General features: G+C 63.0%; 18 protein-coding genes. 3 read left to right on the plus strand and 15 right to left on the minus strand.

Annotation, left to right across the window (positions count from 1 at the left end; genetic code table 11):
- Window positions 1–327: 327 nt before the first annotated feature.
- A complete protein-coding gene (locus AC1DWF_RS02610; RefSeq protein ID WP_476787457.1) occupies window positions 328–1659 on the minus strand; it encodes a dihydroorotase in 1332 nt (443 codons plus the stop codon).
- 71 nt (window positions 1660–1730) lie between these two features.
- Between AC1DWF_RS02610 and ygfZ the strand changes: the two genes are divergently transcribed.
- Window positions 1731–2591 (plus strand): CAF17-like 4Fe-4S cluster assembly/insertion protein YgfZ, encoded by an 861-nt coding sequence (ygfZ, locus tag AC1DWF_RS02615; RefSeq protein WP_476787458.1) that lies wholly within the window; start codon window positions 1731–1733, stop codon window positions 2589–2591.
- A 3-nt stretch (window positions 2592–2594) separates the two neighbouring features.
- The gene (locus AC1DWF_RS02620) at window positions 2595–3206 is read left to right on the plus strand and encodes an HD domain-containing protein (protein WP_476786099.1); all 612 of its coding nucleotides are present in this window, start codon (window positions 2595–2597) and stop codon (window positions 3204–3206) included.
- Between the two features lies 1 nt (window position 3207).
- On the opposite strand, the gene AC1DWF_RS02625 is transcribed toward AC1DWF_RS02620, so the two are convergent.
- From AC1DWF_RS02625 to AC1DWF_RS02665, 9 genes are all read right to left on the minus strand, one after another.
- A complete protein-coding gene (locus AC1DWF_RS02625) occupies window positions 3208–3834 on the minus strand; it encodes a glutathione S-transferase family protein (protein ID WP_476786100.1) in 627 nt (208 codons plus the stop codon).
- Between the two features lie 53 nt (window positions 3835–3887).
- Window positions 3888–5072 carry a low temperature requirement protein A gene (locus tag AC1DWF_RS02630; protein ID WP_476787459.1) on the minus strand — a complete coding sequence of 395 codons (1185 nt, stop codon included), beginning with the start codon at window positions 5070–5072 and terminating at the stop codon, window positions 3888–3890.
- A gap of 133 nt (window positions 5073–5205) precedes the next feature.
- Window positions 5206–5997, minus strand: coding sequence for an SDR family NAD(P)-dependent oxidoreductase (locus AC1DWF_RS02635; protein ID WP_476784569.1), 792 nt, complete (start codon window positions 5995–5997; stop codon window positions 5206–5208).
- A gap of 1 nt (window position 5998) precedes the next feature.
- On the minus strand, window positions 5999–6589 hold the full coding sequence (locus tag AC1DWF_RS02640; protein WP_476784570.1) for an SRPBCC family protein: 591 nt from the start codon (window positions 6587–6589) through the stop codon (window positions 5999–6001).
- Entirely contained in the window at window positions 6586–6954 is a 369-nt protein-coding gene (locus AC1DWF_RS02645; protein ID WP_476784571.1) for an ArsR/SmtB family transcription factor, read from the minus strand. The genes AC1DWF_RS02640 and AC1DWF_RS02645 overlap by 4 nt, the downstream gene beginning before the upstream one ends.
- A gap of 61 nt (window positions 6955–7015) precedes the next feature.
- Complete coding sequence (locus AC1DWF_RS02650) at window positions 7016–8476, minus strand: RimK family protein (protein ID WP_476841432.1); 1461 nt, start codon at window positions 8474–8476, stop codon at window positions 7016–7018.
- Window positions 8473–9579 (minus strand): peptidase C39 family protein, encoded by a 1107-nt coding sequence (locus AC1DWF_RS02655; RefSeq protein WP_476787460.1) that lies wholly within the window; start codon window positions 9577–9579, stop codon window positions 8473–8475. Before AC1DWF_RS02655 ends, AC1DWF_RS02650 begins: the two co-directional genes overlap by 4 nt.
- A 342-nt stretch (window positions 9580–9921) precedes the next feature.
- Window positions 9922–10710: an anti-sigma factor family protein gene (locus AC1DWF_RS02660; protein ID WP_476784574.1), complete on the minus strand. Its 789-nt coding sequence runs from the start codon at window positions 10708–10710 to the stop codon at window positions 9922–9924.
- Complete coding sequence (locus tag AC1DWF_RS02665) at window positions 10707–11225, minus strand: sigma-70 family RNA polymerase sigma factor (protein ID WP_476787461.1); 519 nt, start codon at window positions 11223–11225, stop codon at window positions 10707–10709. Before AC1DWF_RS02665 ends, AC1DWF_RS02660 begins: the two co-directional genes overlap by 4 nt.
- A 337-nt stretch (window positions 11226–11562) precedes the next feature.
- Between AC1DWF_RS02665 and AC1DWF_RS02670 the strand changes: the two genes are divergently transcribed.
- Complete coding sequence (locus AC1DWF_RS02670) at window positions 11563–12804, plus strand: MFS transporter (RefSeq protein WP_476784576.1); 1242 nt, start codon at window positions 11563–11565, stop codon at window positions 12802–12804.
- A gap of 22 nt (window positions 12805–12826) precedes the next feature.
- On the opposite strand, the gene AC1DWF_RS02675 is transcribed toward AC1DWF_RS02670, so the two are convergent.
- The 5 genes from AC1DWF_RS02675 to AC1DWF_RS02695 all read right to left on the minus strand — a co-directional run bounded on the left by AC1DWF_RS02675 (window position 12827) and on the right by AC1DWF_RS02695 (window position 17774).
- Entirely contained in the window at window positions 12827–13252 is a 426-nt protein-coding gene (locus AC1DWF_RS02675) for a type II toxin-antitoxin system VapC family toxin (protein WP_476784577.1), read from the minus strand.
- Complete coding sequence (locus AC1DWF_RS02680) at window positions 13249–13494, minus strand: type II toxin-antitoxin system VapB family antitoxin (protein WP_476784578.1); 246 nt, start codon at window positions 13492–13494, stop codon at window positions 13249–13251. The genes AC1DWF_RS02675 and AC1DWF_RS02680 overlap by 4 nt, the downstream gene beginning before the upstream one ends.
- Window positions 13495–13573: 79 nt before the next feature.
- The gene (locus tag AC1DWF_RS02685) at window positions 13574–14014 is read right to left on the minus strand and encodes a hypothetical protein (protein WP_476841433.1); all 441 of its coding nucleotides are present in this window, start codon (window positions 14012–14014) and stop codon (window positions 13574–13576) included.
- A 176-nt stretch (window positions 14015–14190) separates the two neighbouring features.
- The gene (locus AC1DWF_RS02690; RefSeq protein ID WP_476784580.1) at window positions 14191–14823 is read right to left on the minus strand and encodes an outer membrane protein; all 633 of its coding nucleotides are present in this window, start codon (window positions 14821–14823) and stop codon (window positions 14191–14193) included.
- Between the two features lie 248 nt (window positions 14824–15071).
- Window positions 15072–17774 (minus strand): DUF2339 domain-containing protein, encoded by a 2703-nt coding sequence (locus AC1DWF_RS02695; RefSeq protein ID WP_476784581.1) that lies wholly within the window; start codon window positions 17772–17774, stop codon window positions 15072–15074.
- Between the last annotated feature and the right edge of the window lie 13 nt (window positions 17775–17787).

The raw sequence follows: 17787 nt of genomic DNA on the forward strand, positions 1-17787 counted from the left end.
GCCCAAGATCGTCGCCATCGTCGCGACAATGCGCAAGCTCCTCACCATCCTCAACGCCATGATCCGGGACCAAAAACCATGGCAAACCGCTTGACCGCCAAGACAGTCGCTCTCCCCGTTCACGGGGAGAAGGTGCCGGCAGGCGGATGAGGGGCAGCGCATCGCGCCTTAGCTGGCACTCGGATCACAGGCTTTTAGCGACTGATCATTCATGCCGTGACATAGGTGAAGCCAGAATCGGTGCATACCGAGGCGGGGTTTGAGAAGGCCCTTTTCACCCCGCCCGGACCTTCGGTCCGCCCCCCCACAAAGGGGAGGTAGAAAAACCTACCGCACCACCGCTTCCGAAAACTCCACCGCCCTGCCCTGCGACGGCGTGACAATCTCGCCCTGCCACATCACACGGATGCCGCGAACGATCGTGCCCACCGGCCAGCCGGTGACCTGCTTGCCATCATAAGGGGTCCAGCCGGCCTTCGAGCCAGCCTGGGCGTTGGTGATGGTCTCGATGCGCTTCATGTCGACGACGGTGAAGTCGGCGTCATAGCCGGCGGCGATGCGGCCCTTGCGTGCCATGCCGAAAATGCGGTTCGGGCCGTGGCTCGCGAGATCCACGAAGCGCTCGAGCGTCAGCCTTCCAGCGTTCACATGGTCGAGCATGATCGGCACCAGCGTCTGCACGCCGGTCATGCCCGAAGGCGATGCCGGATAGGGCTTGGCCTTTTCTTCAAGTGTATGCGGCGCATGGTCGGAGCCAAGCACGTCGACCAAACCCTGGCTGATGCCATGCCAGATGCCGTCGCGATGGCGAGGGCTGCGCACCGGCGGGTTCATCTGCAGCAGCGTGCCGAGCCTGGCATAGTCGTCCGAGCTCATGGTCAAATGGTGCGGCGTCGCCTCGCAAGTCGCGACATCCTTGTGGTGTTCGAGGAAGGCGATCTCCTCAGCCGTAGAGATATGCAGCACATGGATGCGCGCGCGGGTCTCATGCGCGATGCGCACCAGACGCTCGGTGCACTGGAGGGCGGCGATCTCGTCGCGCCAGATCGGGTGCGAGGACGGATCGTTGTCGACGCGCTCGCCAAGGCGTTCGCGCAGGCGGAACTCGTCTTCGGAATGGAACGCGGCTCTGCGGCGCGTATTGCGCAGGATGGAAGCCACGCCCTCGTCGTCTTCGACCAGAAGGTCGCCGGTCGACGAGCCCATGAACACCTTGATGCCGGCCGCGCCCGGCAGGCGCTCCAGCTCGGCCACATCCTTGGCGTTCTCGCGCGTACCGCCAACCCAGAAGGCGAAGTCGCAATGCATGCGCGCCGTCGCACGGCTGACCTTGTCGGCGAGTGCTGCTTCGCTGGTCGTCAGCGGGTTGGTGTTGGGCATTTCGAAGACGGCGGTGACGCCGCCGAGCACGGCCGCGCGCGAACCCGTTTCCAGGTCTTCCTTGTGCTCGAGGCCTGGCTCGCGGAAATGCACCTGGGAGTCGACCACGCCGGGCAGGATGTGCAGCCCACGGCAGTCGATGGTCTCGCCGGCCGATGCGCTACCCAAATCGCCGATGGCGGCGATCCTGCCATTGGTCACGCCGACGTCGCGGACGCCGGTGCCGTCATGATTGACGACGGTGCCGCCCTTGAGGATGAGATCGAAGGTCGTAGCCATGTCGCGCRTGCCCTTGTCTGGGAATTGACTGCGGCTTACGTAATGGCTCTCCGAAATGCAAGATCAGGTCCATGCCGACAGCCATCCTCGCAGACCGCGCCATCATCGATGTTTCCGGCCCCGACGCCGAGCATTTCCTGCAAAACATCCTGACGCTTGATCTGGATGCACTCGGCATGCACGAGGCGAAACCCGGCGCGCTGCTTTCCCCGCAAGGCAAGATCATGTTCGATTTCCTGGTCTCGCGAAGCGGCGAAAGCGCACTCAGGCTGGAGTGTCGCGCCGACATCGCGGACGATTTCGTCCGCCGCCTGATGCTTTACCGACTACGCGCCAAGGCCGATATTTCCAAGCAGGATCAGTCAGTTGTCGCCGTTTCGTGGCAATTCGAATCAGCCGCTTCGCAAACTGATTCAAGCAAGACCGTCCGCGACAGCCGTTTTCCGACGCCAGTCACCCGTATCTACGGCGATGCGCCCGTTGCTGATGCCAGTGAGGCCGACTGGCATGCCTTCCGCATCGCCAACGGTGTCGCTGAAAGCGGGCCCGACTACGCACTGAGCGACGCCTTCCCGCATGACGTGCTGCTCGACCAGATGGGCGGGGTCGGCTTTAAGAAAGGCTGCTTCATCGGCCAGGAGGTCGTCTCGCGCATGCAGCATCGCGGCACGGCGCGCCGCCGCGTGCTGCTCGTTTCGGCCGGCTCGAACCTGCCCGCCGCCGGTACCGAACTCAAGGCCGACGGCAAGGTTTTGGGCACGCTCGGTTCCGCTTCGGGCGCCAGCGGCCTTGCCATCGCCCGCATCGACAGGGTCAAGGCGGCACTCGACGCCGGCACCGAAATCACCGCCGGCGACATTGTTGTGTCGCTTAAAATCCCCGCCTGGGCGAGCTTCACCTATCCCGAAGCCACCAGCGCGGAAGAAGCCTGAGACATGGCCGACCGTCCCGGCGCCCCACCGCGCGCCTGGCAGCGCATGCTGTCGGGCCGCAGGCTCGACCTGCTCGACCCCTCGCCGCTCGACATCGAGATATCTGACATCGCGCACGGCCTCGCGCGTGTCGCCCGCTGGAACGGCCAGACTTCCGGCGACCACGCCTTTTCGGTGGCGCAGCATTCGCTTTTGGTCGAGCAGATTTTTCGCGCCATCGAGCCGGACGCTTCGCCCGACGCGCAGCTTGCCGCGCTGCTGCATGACGCGCCCGAATATGTCATCGGCGACATGATCTCGCCGTTCAAATCGGTGGTCGGCGGCGGCTACAAATCGTGCGAGGAGCGCCTCCAGCATGCCATCCATTTGCGCTTCGGCCTGCCCACCGAAATCGGACAGGGCCTGAAGAAAGACATCAAGCGCGCCGACCAGATATCAGCCTATTTCGAGGCGACGATGCTTGCCGGCTTTGCGGTTTCAGAGGCAACCGAGTTCTTCGGGCGCCCGCGCGGCATCACAGCCGATGGGCTCGATCTCGCGCCACAGCCGGCAAAACGCGTGCAGGATGCTTTCCTCAAACGTTTCGCTGTAATCGAACAGCAGCGCTACAGGTAATTCAAGCCGGCGGGATGAACTCCTGGCTGATCTCCTGGAACACCGGCATGGCCTCGAGCCGTGCTGCATCCCTGGCGAGTGCAGGGAAATCGGCCATATCCAGCAACCCCTGATGTGCGTCATTGATGAAACGCAGCACGACAGTCACTGCGATATCGGCATGACCGATGCGGTCGCCGAACCAGTAGTCCCCGCCCCGCTTGGTCCGCTCGGCTTCGAGCACTTCGAGAACCGACGCTATCTGCGTGCGACAGCGCTCCACCCAGACGTCCGACACCTGCGTGTGCAGCCGCTTTTCGTAAAACAGGCTGACGGCCTTTTCGCCGACGCCCATCGCCAGCGAGGCGATCTTCAACGCCTGATGCCGGGCCGGCTCAGCCGTGGGGAACATCGCTTGCCCAGCGGGCGCCAGGCTGTCGAGATAGTCGAGGATGATATGGCTTTCGATCAGCACCTCGCCATTATCAAGCACCAGCGTCGGCACCCGCGTCAGCGGGTTGTAGGCACGGATCTTGTCGGCGTCGCCAAAGGCCGACCACGGCTCGTGCTTGAACGGCAGGCCGTAAAGCCTGAGCGCTACGCCGACGCGGCGAACAAAAGGTGAGTCAAACTGGCCGATGAGGATCATGCGATGCTTTCCAAAATCTGATGGTTCGAATGGAGGGTCATGGCGGCCCGCAGTCAAGTCTTGGAATGCCGCCCCGGCTGGCCGCGCAGTTCAAGCACCGTGACCAGCACCATCACGACGGTCGTCGCGGCACCCACAAGCAGCGGCGACATGTGGCTGGCGAGCGGCACCAGGGCCGCGAGGATGGCGATGCCGATCAGATGCGACAGCGGTGTCCTGCCAGTGACGTAGCGCTTGAACAAAAGATTGCCGAACAGATACAGCGCCGATCCGCCGACCGAGGTCCAGATCACGGCGGCTTCAGAATTGCCGAGCGGATGGGCCAGCACCAATTCGTCCGACACCGCCACCACGATAATTCCGGCAACCAGCACGACGGGAATGTAGGTATAGGCAACGCGCGCGATCCGCCCCCTGTCGGCGGCCTCGGCGATCTTGTGATGCGCAACCTCCTGGCCAACGTTGAAATAGATCAGCCACATGGCGACTGAGGCGAAGAAGGTCGTCAGGAATGCCGCGAGGTTGATCCAGTTCCATTCGAGTTCGGCGAAGGTCGCGCCCGAAACCAGGATCGATTCACCGAGCGCTATGATGATGAACAGCGCGCTGCGCTCAGCCATATGGCCGCCGTCGACGTCCCAATCGGCGGTCGACGAGGCGCCATGCCACGGTGTCCAGAAGCCGAGTGCCAGCGAGATCAGCTCGATGGCAAGTGCGGCGCCCCAGAGCAGGAATCGGCTTTCGGGTGCTGCCAGCCCGCCTGATAACCAAAAGATGCCGGACAGACACAGCCACAGGCCGATGCGCACGAAATTGGCGTGGTTGTCGGGATTGTGATGCTTGAGCGCCCACAACATGAAAAGCGTGCGACCCAGTTGCATGAACACATAGGCGACAGCGAATTGCAGGCCACGCCCCTCGAAGGCTTCGGGGATCGATGTCGATAGCATCAACCCAGCCAGCATCAGCACAAACAGCATGCCGCGCACCGGTGCCTTGGTGGGATCGAGCCAGTTGGTTACCCAGGCGGTGTAGTTCCACACCCACCACACGGCGATCAGCATCAAAAGGCTTTCGAGCGAACCCTTCATGTTGAGGTCGCGCAACAGGAAATGCGACAGCTGGGTAATGGCGAATACGAAGACCAGGTCGAAGAACAGCTCGACGAAGTCGACCCGCGCCGCCTCGCCTGCGGTGCGTTTGCGCAGGTAGTTTTGAGTCGCCCCTTTGATCGCCACGCCCCCGCCCCTCGTTGCTGCTCGCGGCAATTTCGACGGCGATCCCTTGGCGGTCAAGGCTCGGAGATACGGCCGAGAGTCTCGGCCGCATCTTTACTGACAATGACCTGCAAGTCGGTATTGGAACGCAGCCCTAGTCGACCAGCGTGCCGCAGCTCAGATTGGCGATGGCACCGGTCATCGCGCCGGCACGATCCGAGGCGACGAAAGCGGCGAAGTCGCCGATCTCGGCCAGCGTCGGAAAACGCCGGAGCAACGGCCCCGAAGCGGCGCGGGCGGCGAGCATGTCGTCGACCGACATGCCGGCGCGCTTGGCGAAGCCCTCGAAGGCCGCGCGGGCGTGCGAAATTTCAAGGGATTCCGGGATGGCATCGGGTCTCAGGCAGATCACCCTGATGCCGCGCGCACCAAGCTCGCCGGCGAGGATGCGCGACATGGCTTCGACCGCAGCACTTGCCACGCCGTTGCCGAGAAAGCCCACACCCGACATTCGCGCGCCCGGCGTGGACAAGGTCAGCATCACGCCCCTGCCCCGCATGTGCCGCGCCACCGCCTTCGCGGTCAGGAAATTGGTCCTGGTGTAGGCAGAAACAGGGGTTTCGAAATCGGCAAGCGAAAGTTCGGCAAGCGGCGTGCCCTGCACATGGGCAATGCCAACCGCGTTCAACGCGATGTCGATACCACCCGCCTTTTGGGCCACCGCATCGGCATGACGCTCGACCATCTGCTCGTCGAGTGCATCCAGTATGGCAATTTCCGCGAACCCGCCTACAGCACGGATGTCGGCTGCGACAGCCTCCATCCTGGCGCGCGTGCGTCCGGCCAGGAAGACACGGGCACCGTCACGGGCGAATGCCTTTGCGGCAGCTCCACCGATCGCGCCGCCGCCGCCATAGACGACAGCCGTCTTGTTCTTGAGCAACATGTCACGCTCCACTCTTTGTAGCGGTTGAGGTCTGTGAGCTTTCGATACGCTGTGCGTATTCGCCCACCAGCCTGGTGTGGGTCCGCCAGAAGCCCTCTGGTTCGCGCCCCTCAAGCCTGTCGGCCAATATGCCGAGATGCGTATGCCAGCCAGCGGCAACGTTCAGCATCGCGCCATGGTCGGTGAGACGACGGTGGGTGACCGTCAGCAATACCTTGCCGTTGCGCGGCGAAAGTTCGAAACGCACCTCCGAACTTGCACCCACCTCGGCAGAAGCGCCCCAGCTATAGGCAAGCAGATGCGGCGGCTCGCAGGCGATGATCTCGCCAGGCACCCGATGCTCGGCGAAGGCGGCCATGTGCGCTGGCGGCGGATCATCGTTGCGGGTCAGTTCGGAATTGCTGAAGACGTTTTCGACCTGTCCGCCGGCTCTGAGTTCCATCGGCCCCGCCGCCAGCCATGTCCGGCGCTTGTCCGACTGTGTCAGGTAGTCCCACACCCGCTCGATCGGCCCAGGCAAGAGACGCTCGATACGCAACGTGCCGGGTTCGGTGACGACGCCGTAGGAAGCTTGCAGAGCTTGAATGGTCATGGCTTGATTCCCTTTTGTCTGTCCTCGGCGGCGGCGCGGTCCTCCGCCTCCAGGATGGCCTCAAGTGTGTCGAACTGCTGGTTCCAGAATTTCTCGTAGTGACGCATCCACTCGACGCCGGCATGCATCGGCAGCGCATCGAGGCTGCAGACATGGGTGCGACCTTGCACACTGCGTTTCACCAGCCCCGCCTTCTCCAGCACCTTGATGTGCTTTGACGCCGCGGCCAGCGACATGTCGAAGGGCGCGGCAAGGTCGCCGACATTGCGCGGTCCCCTGGCCAGCCCGTTGAGCATCGCCCTGCGGGTCGGGTCGGAAAGCGCGTGAAAGATCGCGTCGAGCAGTTCGGTATTTTGTTCAACCATAAGGTTGAAGATAAGGCCGCAAATCCGAATAGTCAACCATTCGGTAAAATGTTTTTAAAGGCTACTTGCCGTTGCGCTCCAGCCGGTCGAGGAACCACTGGGTCAGGCGCACCCAGACCTCGTCCTTCTCGCCCGAATCCTCGACGCCATGGTCCAGGTTCGGATTGTCGTTGACCTCGATAACGAACACGCCGTCCTTGGTCTCCTTGAGGTCGACGCCGTAGAGGCCGTCGCCGATGCATCGTGCCGCGCGCACGGCGGTGTCGATGACATGGGCCGGCGCGTTCTTCAGCGTAAACGTCTTCATGCCGCCCTCGTCGGGCTTGCCGGCGCGGTCGTGATTGACGATCTGCCAATGCTTCTTGGCCATCAGATAGTGGATGGCAAACAGCGGCCGGCCGCCGAGCACGCCGACACGCCAGTCATATTCCGTCGGCATGAATTTCTGGGCGATCAGCAGGTCAGAATCCTCAAGCCACGAGGTCGCCAGCGCCTTCAGCTCGTCGAAGTTCGAGGCCTTCTTGACGCCGCGCGAAAACGAACTGTCAGGGATCTTCAGCACCAAGGGAAAGCCGAGCGTGTCGGCCGCCAGCCCCAGATCCGACGGTCCCGCGATCATGACGGTCGGCGGCACCGGCACGTTGTTATAGGCCATCAGCTCGTTGAGATAGACCTTGTTGGTGCAGCGGATCATCGACAGCGGGTCGTCGATAACGGGCATGCCTTCCTGCTGGGCGCGGYGGGCGAAGCGGTATGTGTGGTTGGAGATCGACGTGGTCTCGCGGATGAACAGCGCATCGTAGTTGGCGAGCTTGGCCAGGTCCTTCTTGGTGATCGGTTCAACCTCGACGCCCATCTTTTCGGCGATGCGCGACCAGTAACGCAGCGACGATATTTCAGACGGCGGCATCTGCTCGTTGGGGTCGATCAGCGTGGCGAAGGTGTAGCGCGAGGGCGTGCGCGCCTTGGTGTCGCGCCACTCCCGGTTGGTGTAAGCTTCCAGCGCCGCAACGAAGCGCTTCTTGTCGGCATCGTCGAGCCGGCCAAGGGCTGCAAAGCCGATCTTGTGGATCGAGGCCCATTCGCCATCCTTGATCGCGACTTCCAGCGCCGGCGCGCGGAACCAGTCGAACAAAAGCCGAGCGAAGCGGTCCCAGGCTTTCGACGGGCCGGCGCCGAAGAAGATCGTCACTTTCGCCGGAAACGCGCCGCCCAAATCCTTGCGGCATTTGTTGAGCGCCAACTCCAGTTCCGGCAGCGCGTTTTCGTAGAGCTTGCGCTCCGATAGGTCGATCATCGTCTCGACGGTTGGGATCACCTTGTGCCCGCGCGAGCCGGCAAGCAGCGAGGCGTAATAGCCGCGGCTCTGGTAGGCATAGCGATTCGACAGGTTGATGATTTTCGGCCGCTGGCCGCGAAACAGCGCGGGGTGGGCGAGATAGTCGCGATTGGTGATGATCTTGTGCGGCGTCGCCGCCTGGTCGAGATCGCTTTGGCGGCCGGTGATAATGACCCAGGTCATCGTTTGCTAGGCTTTCCGAGAATGATTGCGGCGCGCAGGCCATCGCGGCCGAACTGCGCCATGCGCATGAAGATGTCGTAGGGAACGGGAATGTTCGCGGCGTCGGATGCCGTCTCGCGCTGCTCGTCTTCGATCCACGGGTCGTGGATCAGGATGTGGCCGCCGTCGTCGCTGATGGCGAGCACCCAGTGCGGCACCTTCTTGCCGAACATCAGGAAGCCCGAGATCAGCACCAGAACAAGCTTGCCCTCGGCCAGCTTTCCCCTGATGTCTTCGAGCGCGAACGGGCGGTAAGTCACGGCAATGGCGTATTTTTCGGCGCGGTTGCGGAAATCGGCCTGCGCCAGTTCCATCACCCGGCGTTTTTCAGCGCTACGCACCGACTGCAAGAACAGCGCGCCGGGAAAAGACACAAAAATCTCGGTGCCCAGGCCGCTTTCGTGTGCCGCGACCGCGAGCCCAAACGGTTCGCAACCGCCCGGCCCCGACATCATGAAGATCGTGGTTGCCTCACGCCACAGCCTGACCTCCATCACCGGATCGGGCACGAAGGCCCGGTCGAAATTGGCAATCGCCATCATCAGGCAGCACGGGCCGCAGGTGAAATCGCAGGTCTGGGCGTAGAAAGGCACCTTGGTCGCCACCGGCACGTCGCCGCGCAGCGTCTTTTCGTAACGAAGCGCAGTCATGCCATCTTCGTAATAGTCGGGCTCCTGGCCTATCTTGCGGTAGCCGTTTTGCTCGTAGAGGCGGATGGCGCGGGCATTATCCTCGCGCACCTCAAGCCGCAGCATCATGCGGCCATGTTCGTAGGCGACATGTTCGGCCGCATCGAGCAGGCTGCGGCCGATGCCCTTGCCGCCGAAATCGGGCGCGATCGCAAAGGAGTAAAGCCGCGCCACGCCGCTGCCCTTACGAAACAGCACCATGGCGTAGCCGGCGACGCTGCCATTGCTTTCGGCGACAAGCGCCTGTGCGGTCTCGTGATCTATCAGCTGGCGGAAAGATCGGCGCGAGATCCTGTCGCCTTCAAAGACGGCGTTCTCGATGGCGCAGAGCGCATCGACATCATCTGCGCGGGCCGTACGAATGTCGGCAGCCATGCGGACCTGAGAACCTCGATTGGGCGGAAGACTGCCCCAAAGATGCATCCTGCGAAGCACTCATGCGCTCGCCATGCCAGCGCAGTCACGCCTCGATTCGGGCCATATTGTGACATGGCCGAGGGGCTGGTGGGCATATGAATCTTGTAGTGAATCGAGATGAAGATGTCGGCGCCTCCTTCGAGGCTCGCTGCGCTCGCATCGCCGGTTGAGGGGACGTTCTCGCCCTGAACCGGCTTCACTGAAAACTTGGAATTCTGCTCGGTCAACGGCATGGAAGCTGGCAATCGACCTTCATCCTGGGCGCCAGCGAAGCGAGCCCCCAAGCGCACGCACCGACGACTAGGTCATGCCCGCGCCGGCGATCAACTGCATGTAGGCATCCTTGGCGACCACACCCATCTGCTCCGCCGGCAGCGTGCCGACGATGGCGCAGCCATAGCCCTTGTCCTGCCAGTAGACGGCCTCGGGCCCACCGCTGGCGAGTGTAACCGTGCCCTTCGAGCGCTCTGTGCCTTCGGTGGTGACATAGACCGAAATCCGGTTGCCCTCGGCGTCGGCATAAAGCATGAGCGCCGCCGTACTTCCATTCGCCGGCACCAGGCGCCCGCCGAGAAGCGTGAAGCCGTTCTTGCTCAGGTCCGGCGCCACAAGCTTCAGCCCAGTGCGCTTGGACAGCCAGCCAGTCAGATAGGCCGGATTGCTGCCATCGACCTCGACGGGCCGGTTCTTGTCGGCGGCAAAGGTCTGATGCGCCGCGATTGCCAGCTGGGCCATGCGGTCGTCGGCGTCGGGATCAGCGCCCAGGCCGCTTGCGCCGGCGAAATAGCCGCCAAGACCACCTGCAACCAGCAGCGCGGCCGCCGCCGCCATGCGCCAGCGCTGCGGCGCCTCCTTGCGCTTGGGCGTGTCGCCATTGACCGCCGCTTCGAGCCGCGAAGGCACATTTTCGTCGAGCACGCCGGCAAAGATGTCGCGCAATGCCGAATTGTCGGCGGCATAGCGCTGGCTCCTCGCCTTCATGTCGGGGTTGGCCTCCAGCCAGGCCTGATAGGCGGCGCGTTCGTCCTCCGGCAGCTCGCCGTCAAGCGCCAGGTGGATATCGCGATCGGTAAAGGCGCGCGCGTTCATTTCTCGACGATCCTTATCGTCCGCCGGCGTGCCTGATCGTCAAGCAGTCCGCGCAGTTCCTCGCGTCCGCGCGCAATGCGCGACATCAGCGTGCCGGCCGGCACGCCGAGCATCATTGCGGCCTCGGCATAAGAAAAACCTTCGATGGCGACCATCACCAGTGCGGCGCGCCGGTCGGGGCTGATCGCCTGCAGCGCATCGACGATCTCGCGCGAGGCGATACTTTCGGTCTGCGTCGCCGGTGTCGCCAACGCCTCCGAGGCATCGAGCGGCAGCATCGCCGCCTCGCCGCGCCGGTTCACCTTGCGCATTTGGTCGATGAATAGATGATGCATGATCGTAAACAGCCACCTCCTGGGGTTTTCTCCGGTTCGCCAGTTGTCCATACGCAACAGCGCGCGTTCGAGGCAGTCCTGGACGAGGTCATCGGCGGCATCGCGGTCGCGCAGAAGCGCGCGCGCATACCGGCGCAAACGGGGAATTTCCTGAAGTATCGCTGCCTTCTTTTCTTCCATGACCGCGGATCGCAAGTCGCCCTTTGAACATGCCGATTGAACGCGCGTTGCGCGCGCGGCGCAAGCATTCTGACTAGAGCGCCGCGCGTCCGCTTGGACGCGCAAAGGACGCTCTAGAACTCCAAAACTGCGCATCGTCCTTCCGAAAATCAATTCGGATTTTCGGGTCGATGCGCGGCGACGCCTTGCCACCCCAGTCACCCAAGCACACAAGCAACGCTGGCGACGCTGTGTTTATTCCCGACACATCAGAATTCTTGAAGCATTGAGCTAGTTCAATTGATTTTGAACATCGCATCGGATCGGCTAAACAAGCGCTCCCACGGGAGATGCGACGATGACGGCAGCAGCAGCAAGCACCAGGTCGAAGTCGAGCGTCCCCTGGCTCATCATCATTTGCGGCTGCCTGATCGCCGCGCTGACCTTCGGCCCGCGCTCAGCGATGGGCTTCTTCCAGCTTCCCATGCTTGCCGAAAAGGGCTGGGACCGCACCACCTTCGGTCTCGCCATGGCGATCCAGAACCTGTGCTGGGGCCTTGGCCAACCGATCTTCGGCGCCATCGCCGACAAGTTTGGCAGCTGGCGCGTGCTGACGCTGGGTGCAGTCCTTTATGCGCTCGGCCTGTATCTGATGGCCCATGCCAACAGCGCCACCATGCTGCATCTGAGCGGTGGCGTTCTTGTCGGTCTCGGCGTTGCCGCCGGTTCCTTCAGCATCGTTCTGGCGGCTTTTGCCCGCAACACCAACCCTGAGAACCGCTCCATGGTGTTCGGCATCGGCACCGCCGCAGGTTCCGCCGGCATGTTCATCTTCGCCCCGATCAGCCAGGGCCTGATCGACGCCTATGGCTGGTCCGACACGCTGGTCTACATGTCGATCGCCATGCTGATCATCCCGGTGCTGGCGATCCCGCTGGTCGGCAATGCGCGCTCGGGCAAGGTATCGCAAGCCGAGGTCGATCAGACGCTCGGCCAGGCGCTGTCCGAGGCCTTCGGCCACAAGAGCTACCTGCTGCTTACCTCCGGCTTCTTCGTCTGCGGCTTCCAGGTCGCCTTCATCACCGCCCACTTCCCAGCCTATATCAGGGACATCGGCATCGACGCACGTTACGCCGTAATCGCGCTGGCGCTGATCGGCTTCTTCAACGTCATCGGCTCGCTCGCCTCGGGCGTCATCGCCCAGAAATATTCAAAGCCGCACTTTCTCGCCTGGATTTACATAGCACGCTCGGTACTGGTGACGGCCTTCCTGCTGATGCCGCAGACACCGACAAGCGTGGTGGTCTTCGCCATCATCATGGGCTTGCTCTGGCTGTCGACCGTGCCGCCAACCAACGGGCTCGTCGCCATCATGTTCGGCACCCGCCATCTCGGCATGCTCGGCGGCATCGTCTTCTTCTCGCACCAGATCGGCTCGTTCCTCGGCGTTTGGCTCGGTGGCTACCTCTACGACCATTTCGGATCCTACAATCCGGTCTGGTGGCTCGGCGTGATACTTGGCCTGTTCGCCGCAGCCATGCACTGGCCGATCAAGGAACGCCCGGTCACACGGCCAGCAATACTGGCGCCAGCGGAATAAGGCTACCTAAGGCCTAACTATGTCAGGCCATATCGGTCTGGGAAAAATCATTGCCCTTGTAAAACAGCTTGGCGCCCAGCGTCTTGGCACAGGCATACGCGAAGCAATCGCCGAAATTGAGGTCGGCTGGATGGCCGACCGCCTTGCCGTAACGCATGCCGGCGTCGATGGCGATCAAGCCGATTTCGCTTGAAATCGCCGTATCCTGGGCCTCAATTTCAAGGATAAATCCGTCGACCAGTTCGCGCGCCCGGGACACGACTTCCGGGGTCGGTTTGCGTCCGGTCGGTTCGGCCGCCGCTCGTGCCAGTGCCATCACAGCCTCGAAGCGAACCAATGGCGAGACATGGCGCTCGCCAGGGATATCGCCTAACCGTTTGACCAGCTCTTCCCAGCCGGCCTCCTGGTTCAGGATGGCAACGATGACCGACGCATCGACGAACATCACTCGCCGTCCCACATCTCGTCGGTGAATTTCTTCATGTCGAAATCTGGATTGGGCAGACCGATCCCGGCTGCCTTCGCCTGCAGTTTGGCCAGGCGATCGCGCAGCGGTACCTTGGCGCGATTGCGTGCGAGTTCGTGCAGAAGTGCCGTCCGCACCGCCTCGGTCTTGCTCGCGGCACCCGAAACCGCCTGCAATTCGGACGCCAGCGCGTCGACTTCATTGTCTCTGATGTAGAGCGGCATCTGAATATCCTTATTAGAATATTCAGATAGGCGAAATCGCATATTCACGCAAGGTAAACTACCACGCTTCACATACAGGTCAGCTACAATAAAAGCGGCGGCCGCCGTCGCCGATGAAGGTGTTGCTGCGCCGGTCGTAGCCATGACGCTGGTGGCAAGGCCCGTTCCACTTTTCGCGCCGGCGCTCCTTGGCGTTCTGCTCTGCCACCGATCCGGCAACGATGGCCCCGACCGCAAGGCCAAGTATGCCAAGGCCGATGGCGGCTTCAACGTCGCTATCCTTGTCGCGCTTGCGGCGTTCGTGGCGATCCTGACGGTCACGCCACCGGTCGCATTGCCGGCGCTCGTAACGGTCGCGAGGCCACGAGCAATCGATGTCGTCGTCATCGTCGTAGTAATAGCTGTCGCCGACCAGTTGTACCGAGGCAGCCGCCGTGACGTTTCGGCCGCCGGCATGCGCCGGAAGGCTGGCCAGAAGGCTTGYGGTCAACAGGCAGGCAAGCGGTTTTGCAAACAACATGACGCTCTCTTTTCTGGGATCACCCGATCATCGAAACAGGCCGGTTGGGAGGGGGACTGTCTTCGATGCGTTGGAAAGTGCTGCGCGCCCTCCCTGGAGGTGCAAAGGACGCCGCAGCACTTTGGACCAGCGTCTGATCCGTTGCGAAAATCGATGCCGATCTCCGGCAGCCGGGCCTAGAAGCGGTAGTTCAGGCCGAGCTTGACGCTGTGGCTGGCGGCGTCCGCGCTCGTACGAGCGCCGTCCTTGAGCACGGCGTTCACGTCGCCATAGTTGACGTAGTTGTATTCGGCACGGGCCGAGATACCGCCGGCGAAGGCCTGCTCGACGCCGCCGCCGACCAGGTAGCCGCCTTCCCACTTGTCGTCGGAAACCACGTTGCCCTTGGCTTTGAACTTGGCCATGGAATAGCCGGCCGTGCCGTAGACGAGCGTGCGGTCGAGACTGACGCCGGCGCGAACCTTGGCCGCACCGTTCCAGGTGCGTTCGAGTTCGGCACCACGACCGAGATCGTATTTCGACCCGCCGGAATAGCTGCCTTCGAGTTCAGCACCATAGACCATGACGCCGGACTGGAAGTTGGTGCCGACTTGGCCGCCGAACTGCAAGCCGCTCTTGTCGGCGAACGGGTTGGGAAAGCCCGAGGACGCGGAACCAAGGTGAACACCGGCATAGACGCCCGACCAGTCGTAGGGCGCATCGGAAAACTGCTGGGGGGCGTAGTTCTGGGCCACATCCGCTGCTATCGCGGGCATGGCAAAAGGCGCTAGGCCAGCGAATACAACGACAAACAGATTTCGCTTGGACATGATAATTCTTGCTCCGACATTGACGTTGGGCTGCGAAGCAAATGCCTCGCAGCCCGTTGACGGGGCATCGACGCGGCGGCAACGGGGGGAGAACCCGCCGGCGAAGTCCCGTGCAGCCTATTTGGTTGCGAGCGGAAACTGCGCCTTCTGCATTGCAGCAACATTGCATCGAATATAATAAAATCAACTATTTATCGGTAATCTTTCAGTAATCTTCATTAAGCGATCCTTGCGGCCATGTGCCGGTTCTAACGGGCGGCTCGCGTGAGCAGCCGTTGATAGAAGAGTCCGATGCCGATCAGCACCGCACCCAGTCCGATGAAGGACAGCGCGCGCAGAACACCTTCGAGTTCCGACATGTCGAACAGGAAGACTTTTGCCACCGCAATCGAGATCAGTGCCGCCGAAGCGATGCGCAGGACCTGCGATTTCAGCATCACGCCGGCGACCAGAAGTCCGACGCCCATGGCAAGCCAAAGTGCCGAATAGGTATAGGTCTCGACCTGCCCTAGCCCGGCCCACAAGGCGATATTCTCGCCCTGGAACAGCCGCCTGACCGACAGCGTCGCATAGGCGAAGGCGAGCAGTGCCGCGACCAGCGCCAGCATTGCCGAATACCATTTCGGCCGCTTGCCCCTGGCGTAGTAGGCGAGCGCAACGGCTGCCGCCGCCGGCAGCAGGTAGGCGAGGAACAACAGGTTGAAGAAGACGATCCTGCCCGTGCCTTCGTCGGTGAACAGCGGGTTGAGCACCAGGAAGTGCTGGGCAAGGATGAACAGCACAGAAAGCACGCCCATGCCAAGCGAGCCGTATTGCAGCACGGCACTCGGCGAGCGCATGTCGAGCGCCACCATGATAGCAGCGCCGCCGAGCGAGATCAGCGTGTAGATCGCCTGCTCGGCCAGGGTCGGAGCGTTGGAGGTGATGACCCCGCCATTCATCGCGTGGCGCACCAGCATTGCCACCGTCAGCAACGCAAACAGCGCCGCCACCGCTTCCATCACCAGCCGTGGCCGGCCATTGGTGGTGCGCGCCAGTTGCCAGGCGGCAAAGCCGAAGGCGAGTGCGGGGATGCCGTAGCCCAGCAGCAACCAGTTGAACACTGGCGTCCGGCCCAAGACATCGGCGCCGACGATAGTCGGATCGAAGGCGACACGCGCCAGCACGGCGATGGCGGCTGCAACGCTGAGCCAGCCAAGCACTGGATAGGCCCGCTGGCGAGTCACCAGCGCCGGCACCACAGCGGCCAGGCCGAGCAGCACGGTCGTAAAGCCCGAACCGAAGCCCATATGCAAGGCCAGCAACAGCGCCACCCCTGCCCCGCCAAACGCGAAGGAAACTGCCGGCCCGCCAGTCAAAGGCGGCTGTTCGCCACGTGCGATCCATTCCCCGCCTGCGACGAAGGCAGCGACCAGGACTGTCGCGACAAGCGCCCGCACAAGGTCGCGATCAGGATTGCCATAAGCGATCCAGAGCGAAAACAGCACCACCAATGGCACCGCAACACCCCATCCGGCCCAGTTCGCCGCACGCCAGGGTGCGGCCACCACCTGCCGCCGGGCGCTCCAGAAGCCCGCGCCAGCAAAGACCAGCCCCAGTCCCCAGCCGATGCGGGTCAACGTCGAACCGGCGACCTCGATCGGCAGGCCTTCGACCGTCAGCCCGCCGATCGGCAGCTCAAGGTCGAATGTGCCGCCTATGGCGTTGCGCAGGTAGATGAGCACCACGGCAAAGCCGGCTGCGAAAAGCATGGACACTGCGGCCGGACGGTAAAGTGCTACCGCCAGCATGCCGAGCAGCAGCAGCGTGCCGCGCAGCGGGCCGCCAAGGGCGGCATAGGTCGGATGGATGAACAGCACCAGCGCGGTGACGGCGATAAAGAACGCCGGCACCATCGAGGGCCAGTCGAGTTCTGCCTCATCGCCGCCGCGTCCGAGCCACAGCCAGGCAAGTGCTGCAAGCGTCACGGCACTCATGAACAAGACGATGGTGAAACTGACCAGCGGCGCGTCGGCGAGGTAGAGCAGCGTCCACAGGCCGGTGCCGATGAAGGCAGCCCCGATCAGCAGCGACCATCTGCGTGTGCGGGCAACGGCCGCTGTCGCAACCAAAACGATGGCGAGATAGCCGAACAGCGCCCAGTAGTTCGGTGCAGTGGACGAGACCAGCACAGGCGTCACCAGCGAGCCGAGCAGGCCGAGACCGGCCAGCGCCTGGCCATGTGCCAAGGCTGCGGCAATGGTCGTCACACCGACGATGCCCAAAAGGGTGAAAGCTGGGCCTGCGCCGATGAAGCCGTAGATGCCGTGCGCGGCGTAGATGGTGCCGAAAAGCGTGAACGCGCCAGCGGCGGTCAGGATCGCTGGGATATAGGCGCTGCCGCCATTCTGGATCGGCACGCGGAAGCCGGTGCGGCGGATGAATTCGCCGCCGCCGACAAGGATGAGGCCAAATACAGCAGCCATGGTCAGCCGCGCAGCGGGGCCGAAGAAGCCGGATTCGATCGAATAGCGGATCAAGAAGACGCCACCGAAGGCCAGCGCCAAGCCACCGACCCACACCGCCCAGCGCGTGCCGAGCGCGGTTTCGATATCGGGCCCTTCACGCGCCGGTGCCGGCTCGGCTACTGCAGGCTTGGCGCTCCACGGTCCCGGTTCGCCCGCCTCGGCCTGTGCCGCGACCAGCAATTCTTCAGTGACCGCCGCTGCCGGCTCCGCCGCAGCAGGCTGGTCGGCCGCCGTGGCCGCCAACGCCTCGGGGGCGATCGGCTCGCTGACCTTCTCCGCTGAAATTTCCGCCGCCTTCGCTGTCGGCGCGGGCACCGTCCCTGACAGTACCAACGAGCGCAGCGCGCCCAACTCGCGTTCGAGCAGGCCAAGCCGGCTTTGCTGTTTCGACACGATGATGATCAGCGCGACAATGGCGATGACGCCCAAAAGGCTCTCAAGCATGGCCGTTTCCCCC

The organism is Aminobacter sp. P4_D5 (assembly GCF_056401815.1).

Coding starts and splice junctions, on each gene's coding strand:
- AC1DWF_RS02695 (WP_476784581.1), bottom strand. CDS start 17,774: ATGCTTGAGAGCCTTTTGGGCGTCATCGCCATTGTCGCGCTGATCATC.
- AC1DWF_RS02655 (WP_476787460.1), bottom strand. CDS start 9,579: ATGGCTGCCGACATTCGTACGGCCCGCGCAGATGATGTCGATGCGCTC.
- AC1DWF_RS02625 (WP_476786100.1), bottom strand. CDS start 3,834: ATGATCCTCATCGGCCAGTTTGACTCACCTTTTGTTCGCCGCGTCGGC.
- AC1DWF_RS02680 (WP_476784578.1), bottom strand. CDS start 13,494: ATGCCGCTCTACATCAGAGACAATGAAGTCGACGCGCTGGCGTCCGAA.
- AC1DWF_RS02645 (WP_476784571.1), bottom strand. CDS start 6,954: ATGGTTGAACAAAATACCGAACTGCTCGACGCGATCTTTCACGCGCTT.
- AC1DWF_RS02690 (WP_476784580.1), bottom strand. CDS start 14,823: ATGTCCAAGCGAAATCTGTTTGTCGTTGTATTCGCTGGCCTAGCGCCT.
- AC1DWF_RS02670 (WP_476784576.1), top strand. CDS start 11,563: ATGACGGCAGCAGCAGCAAGCACCAGGTCGAAGTCGAGCGTCCCCTGG.
- ygfZ (WP_476787458.1), top strand. CDS start 1,731: ATGCCGACAGCCATCCTCGCAGACCGCGCCATCATCGATGTTTCCGGC.
- AC1DWF_RS02610 (WP_476787457.1), bottom strand. CDS start 1,659: ATGGCTACGACCTTCGATCTCATCCTCAAGGGCGGCACCGTCGTCAAT.
- AC1DWF_RS02635 (WP_476784569.1), bottom strand. CDS start 5,997: ATGTTGCTCAAGAACAAGACGGCTGTCGTCTATGGCGGCGGCGGCGCG.
- AC1DWF_RS02620 (WP_476786099.1), top strand. CDS start 2,595: ATGGCCGACCGTCCCGGCGCCCCACCGCGCGCCTGGCAGCGCATGCTG.
- AC1DWF_RS02665 (WP_476787461.1), bottom strand. CDS start 11,225: ATGGAAGAAAAGAAGGCAGCGATACTTCAGGAAATTCCCCGTTTGCGC.
- AC1DWF_RS02660 (WP_476784574.1), bottom strand. CDS start 10,710: ATGAACGCGCGCGCCTTTACCGATCGCGATATCCACCTGGCGCTTGAC.
- AC1DWF_RS02640 (WP_476784570.1), bottom strand. CDS start 6,589: ATGACCATTCAAGCTCTGCAAGCTTCCTACGGCGTCGTCACCGAACCC.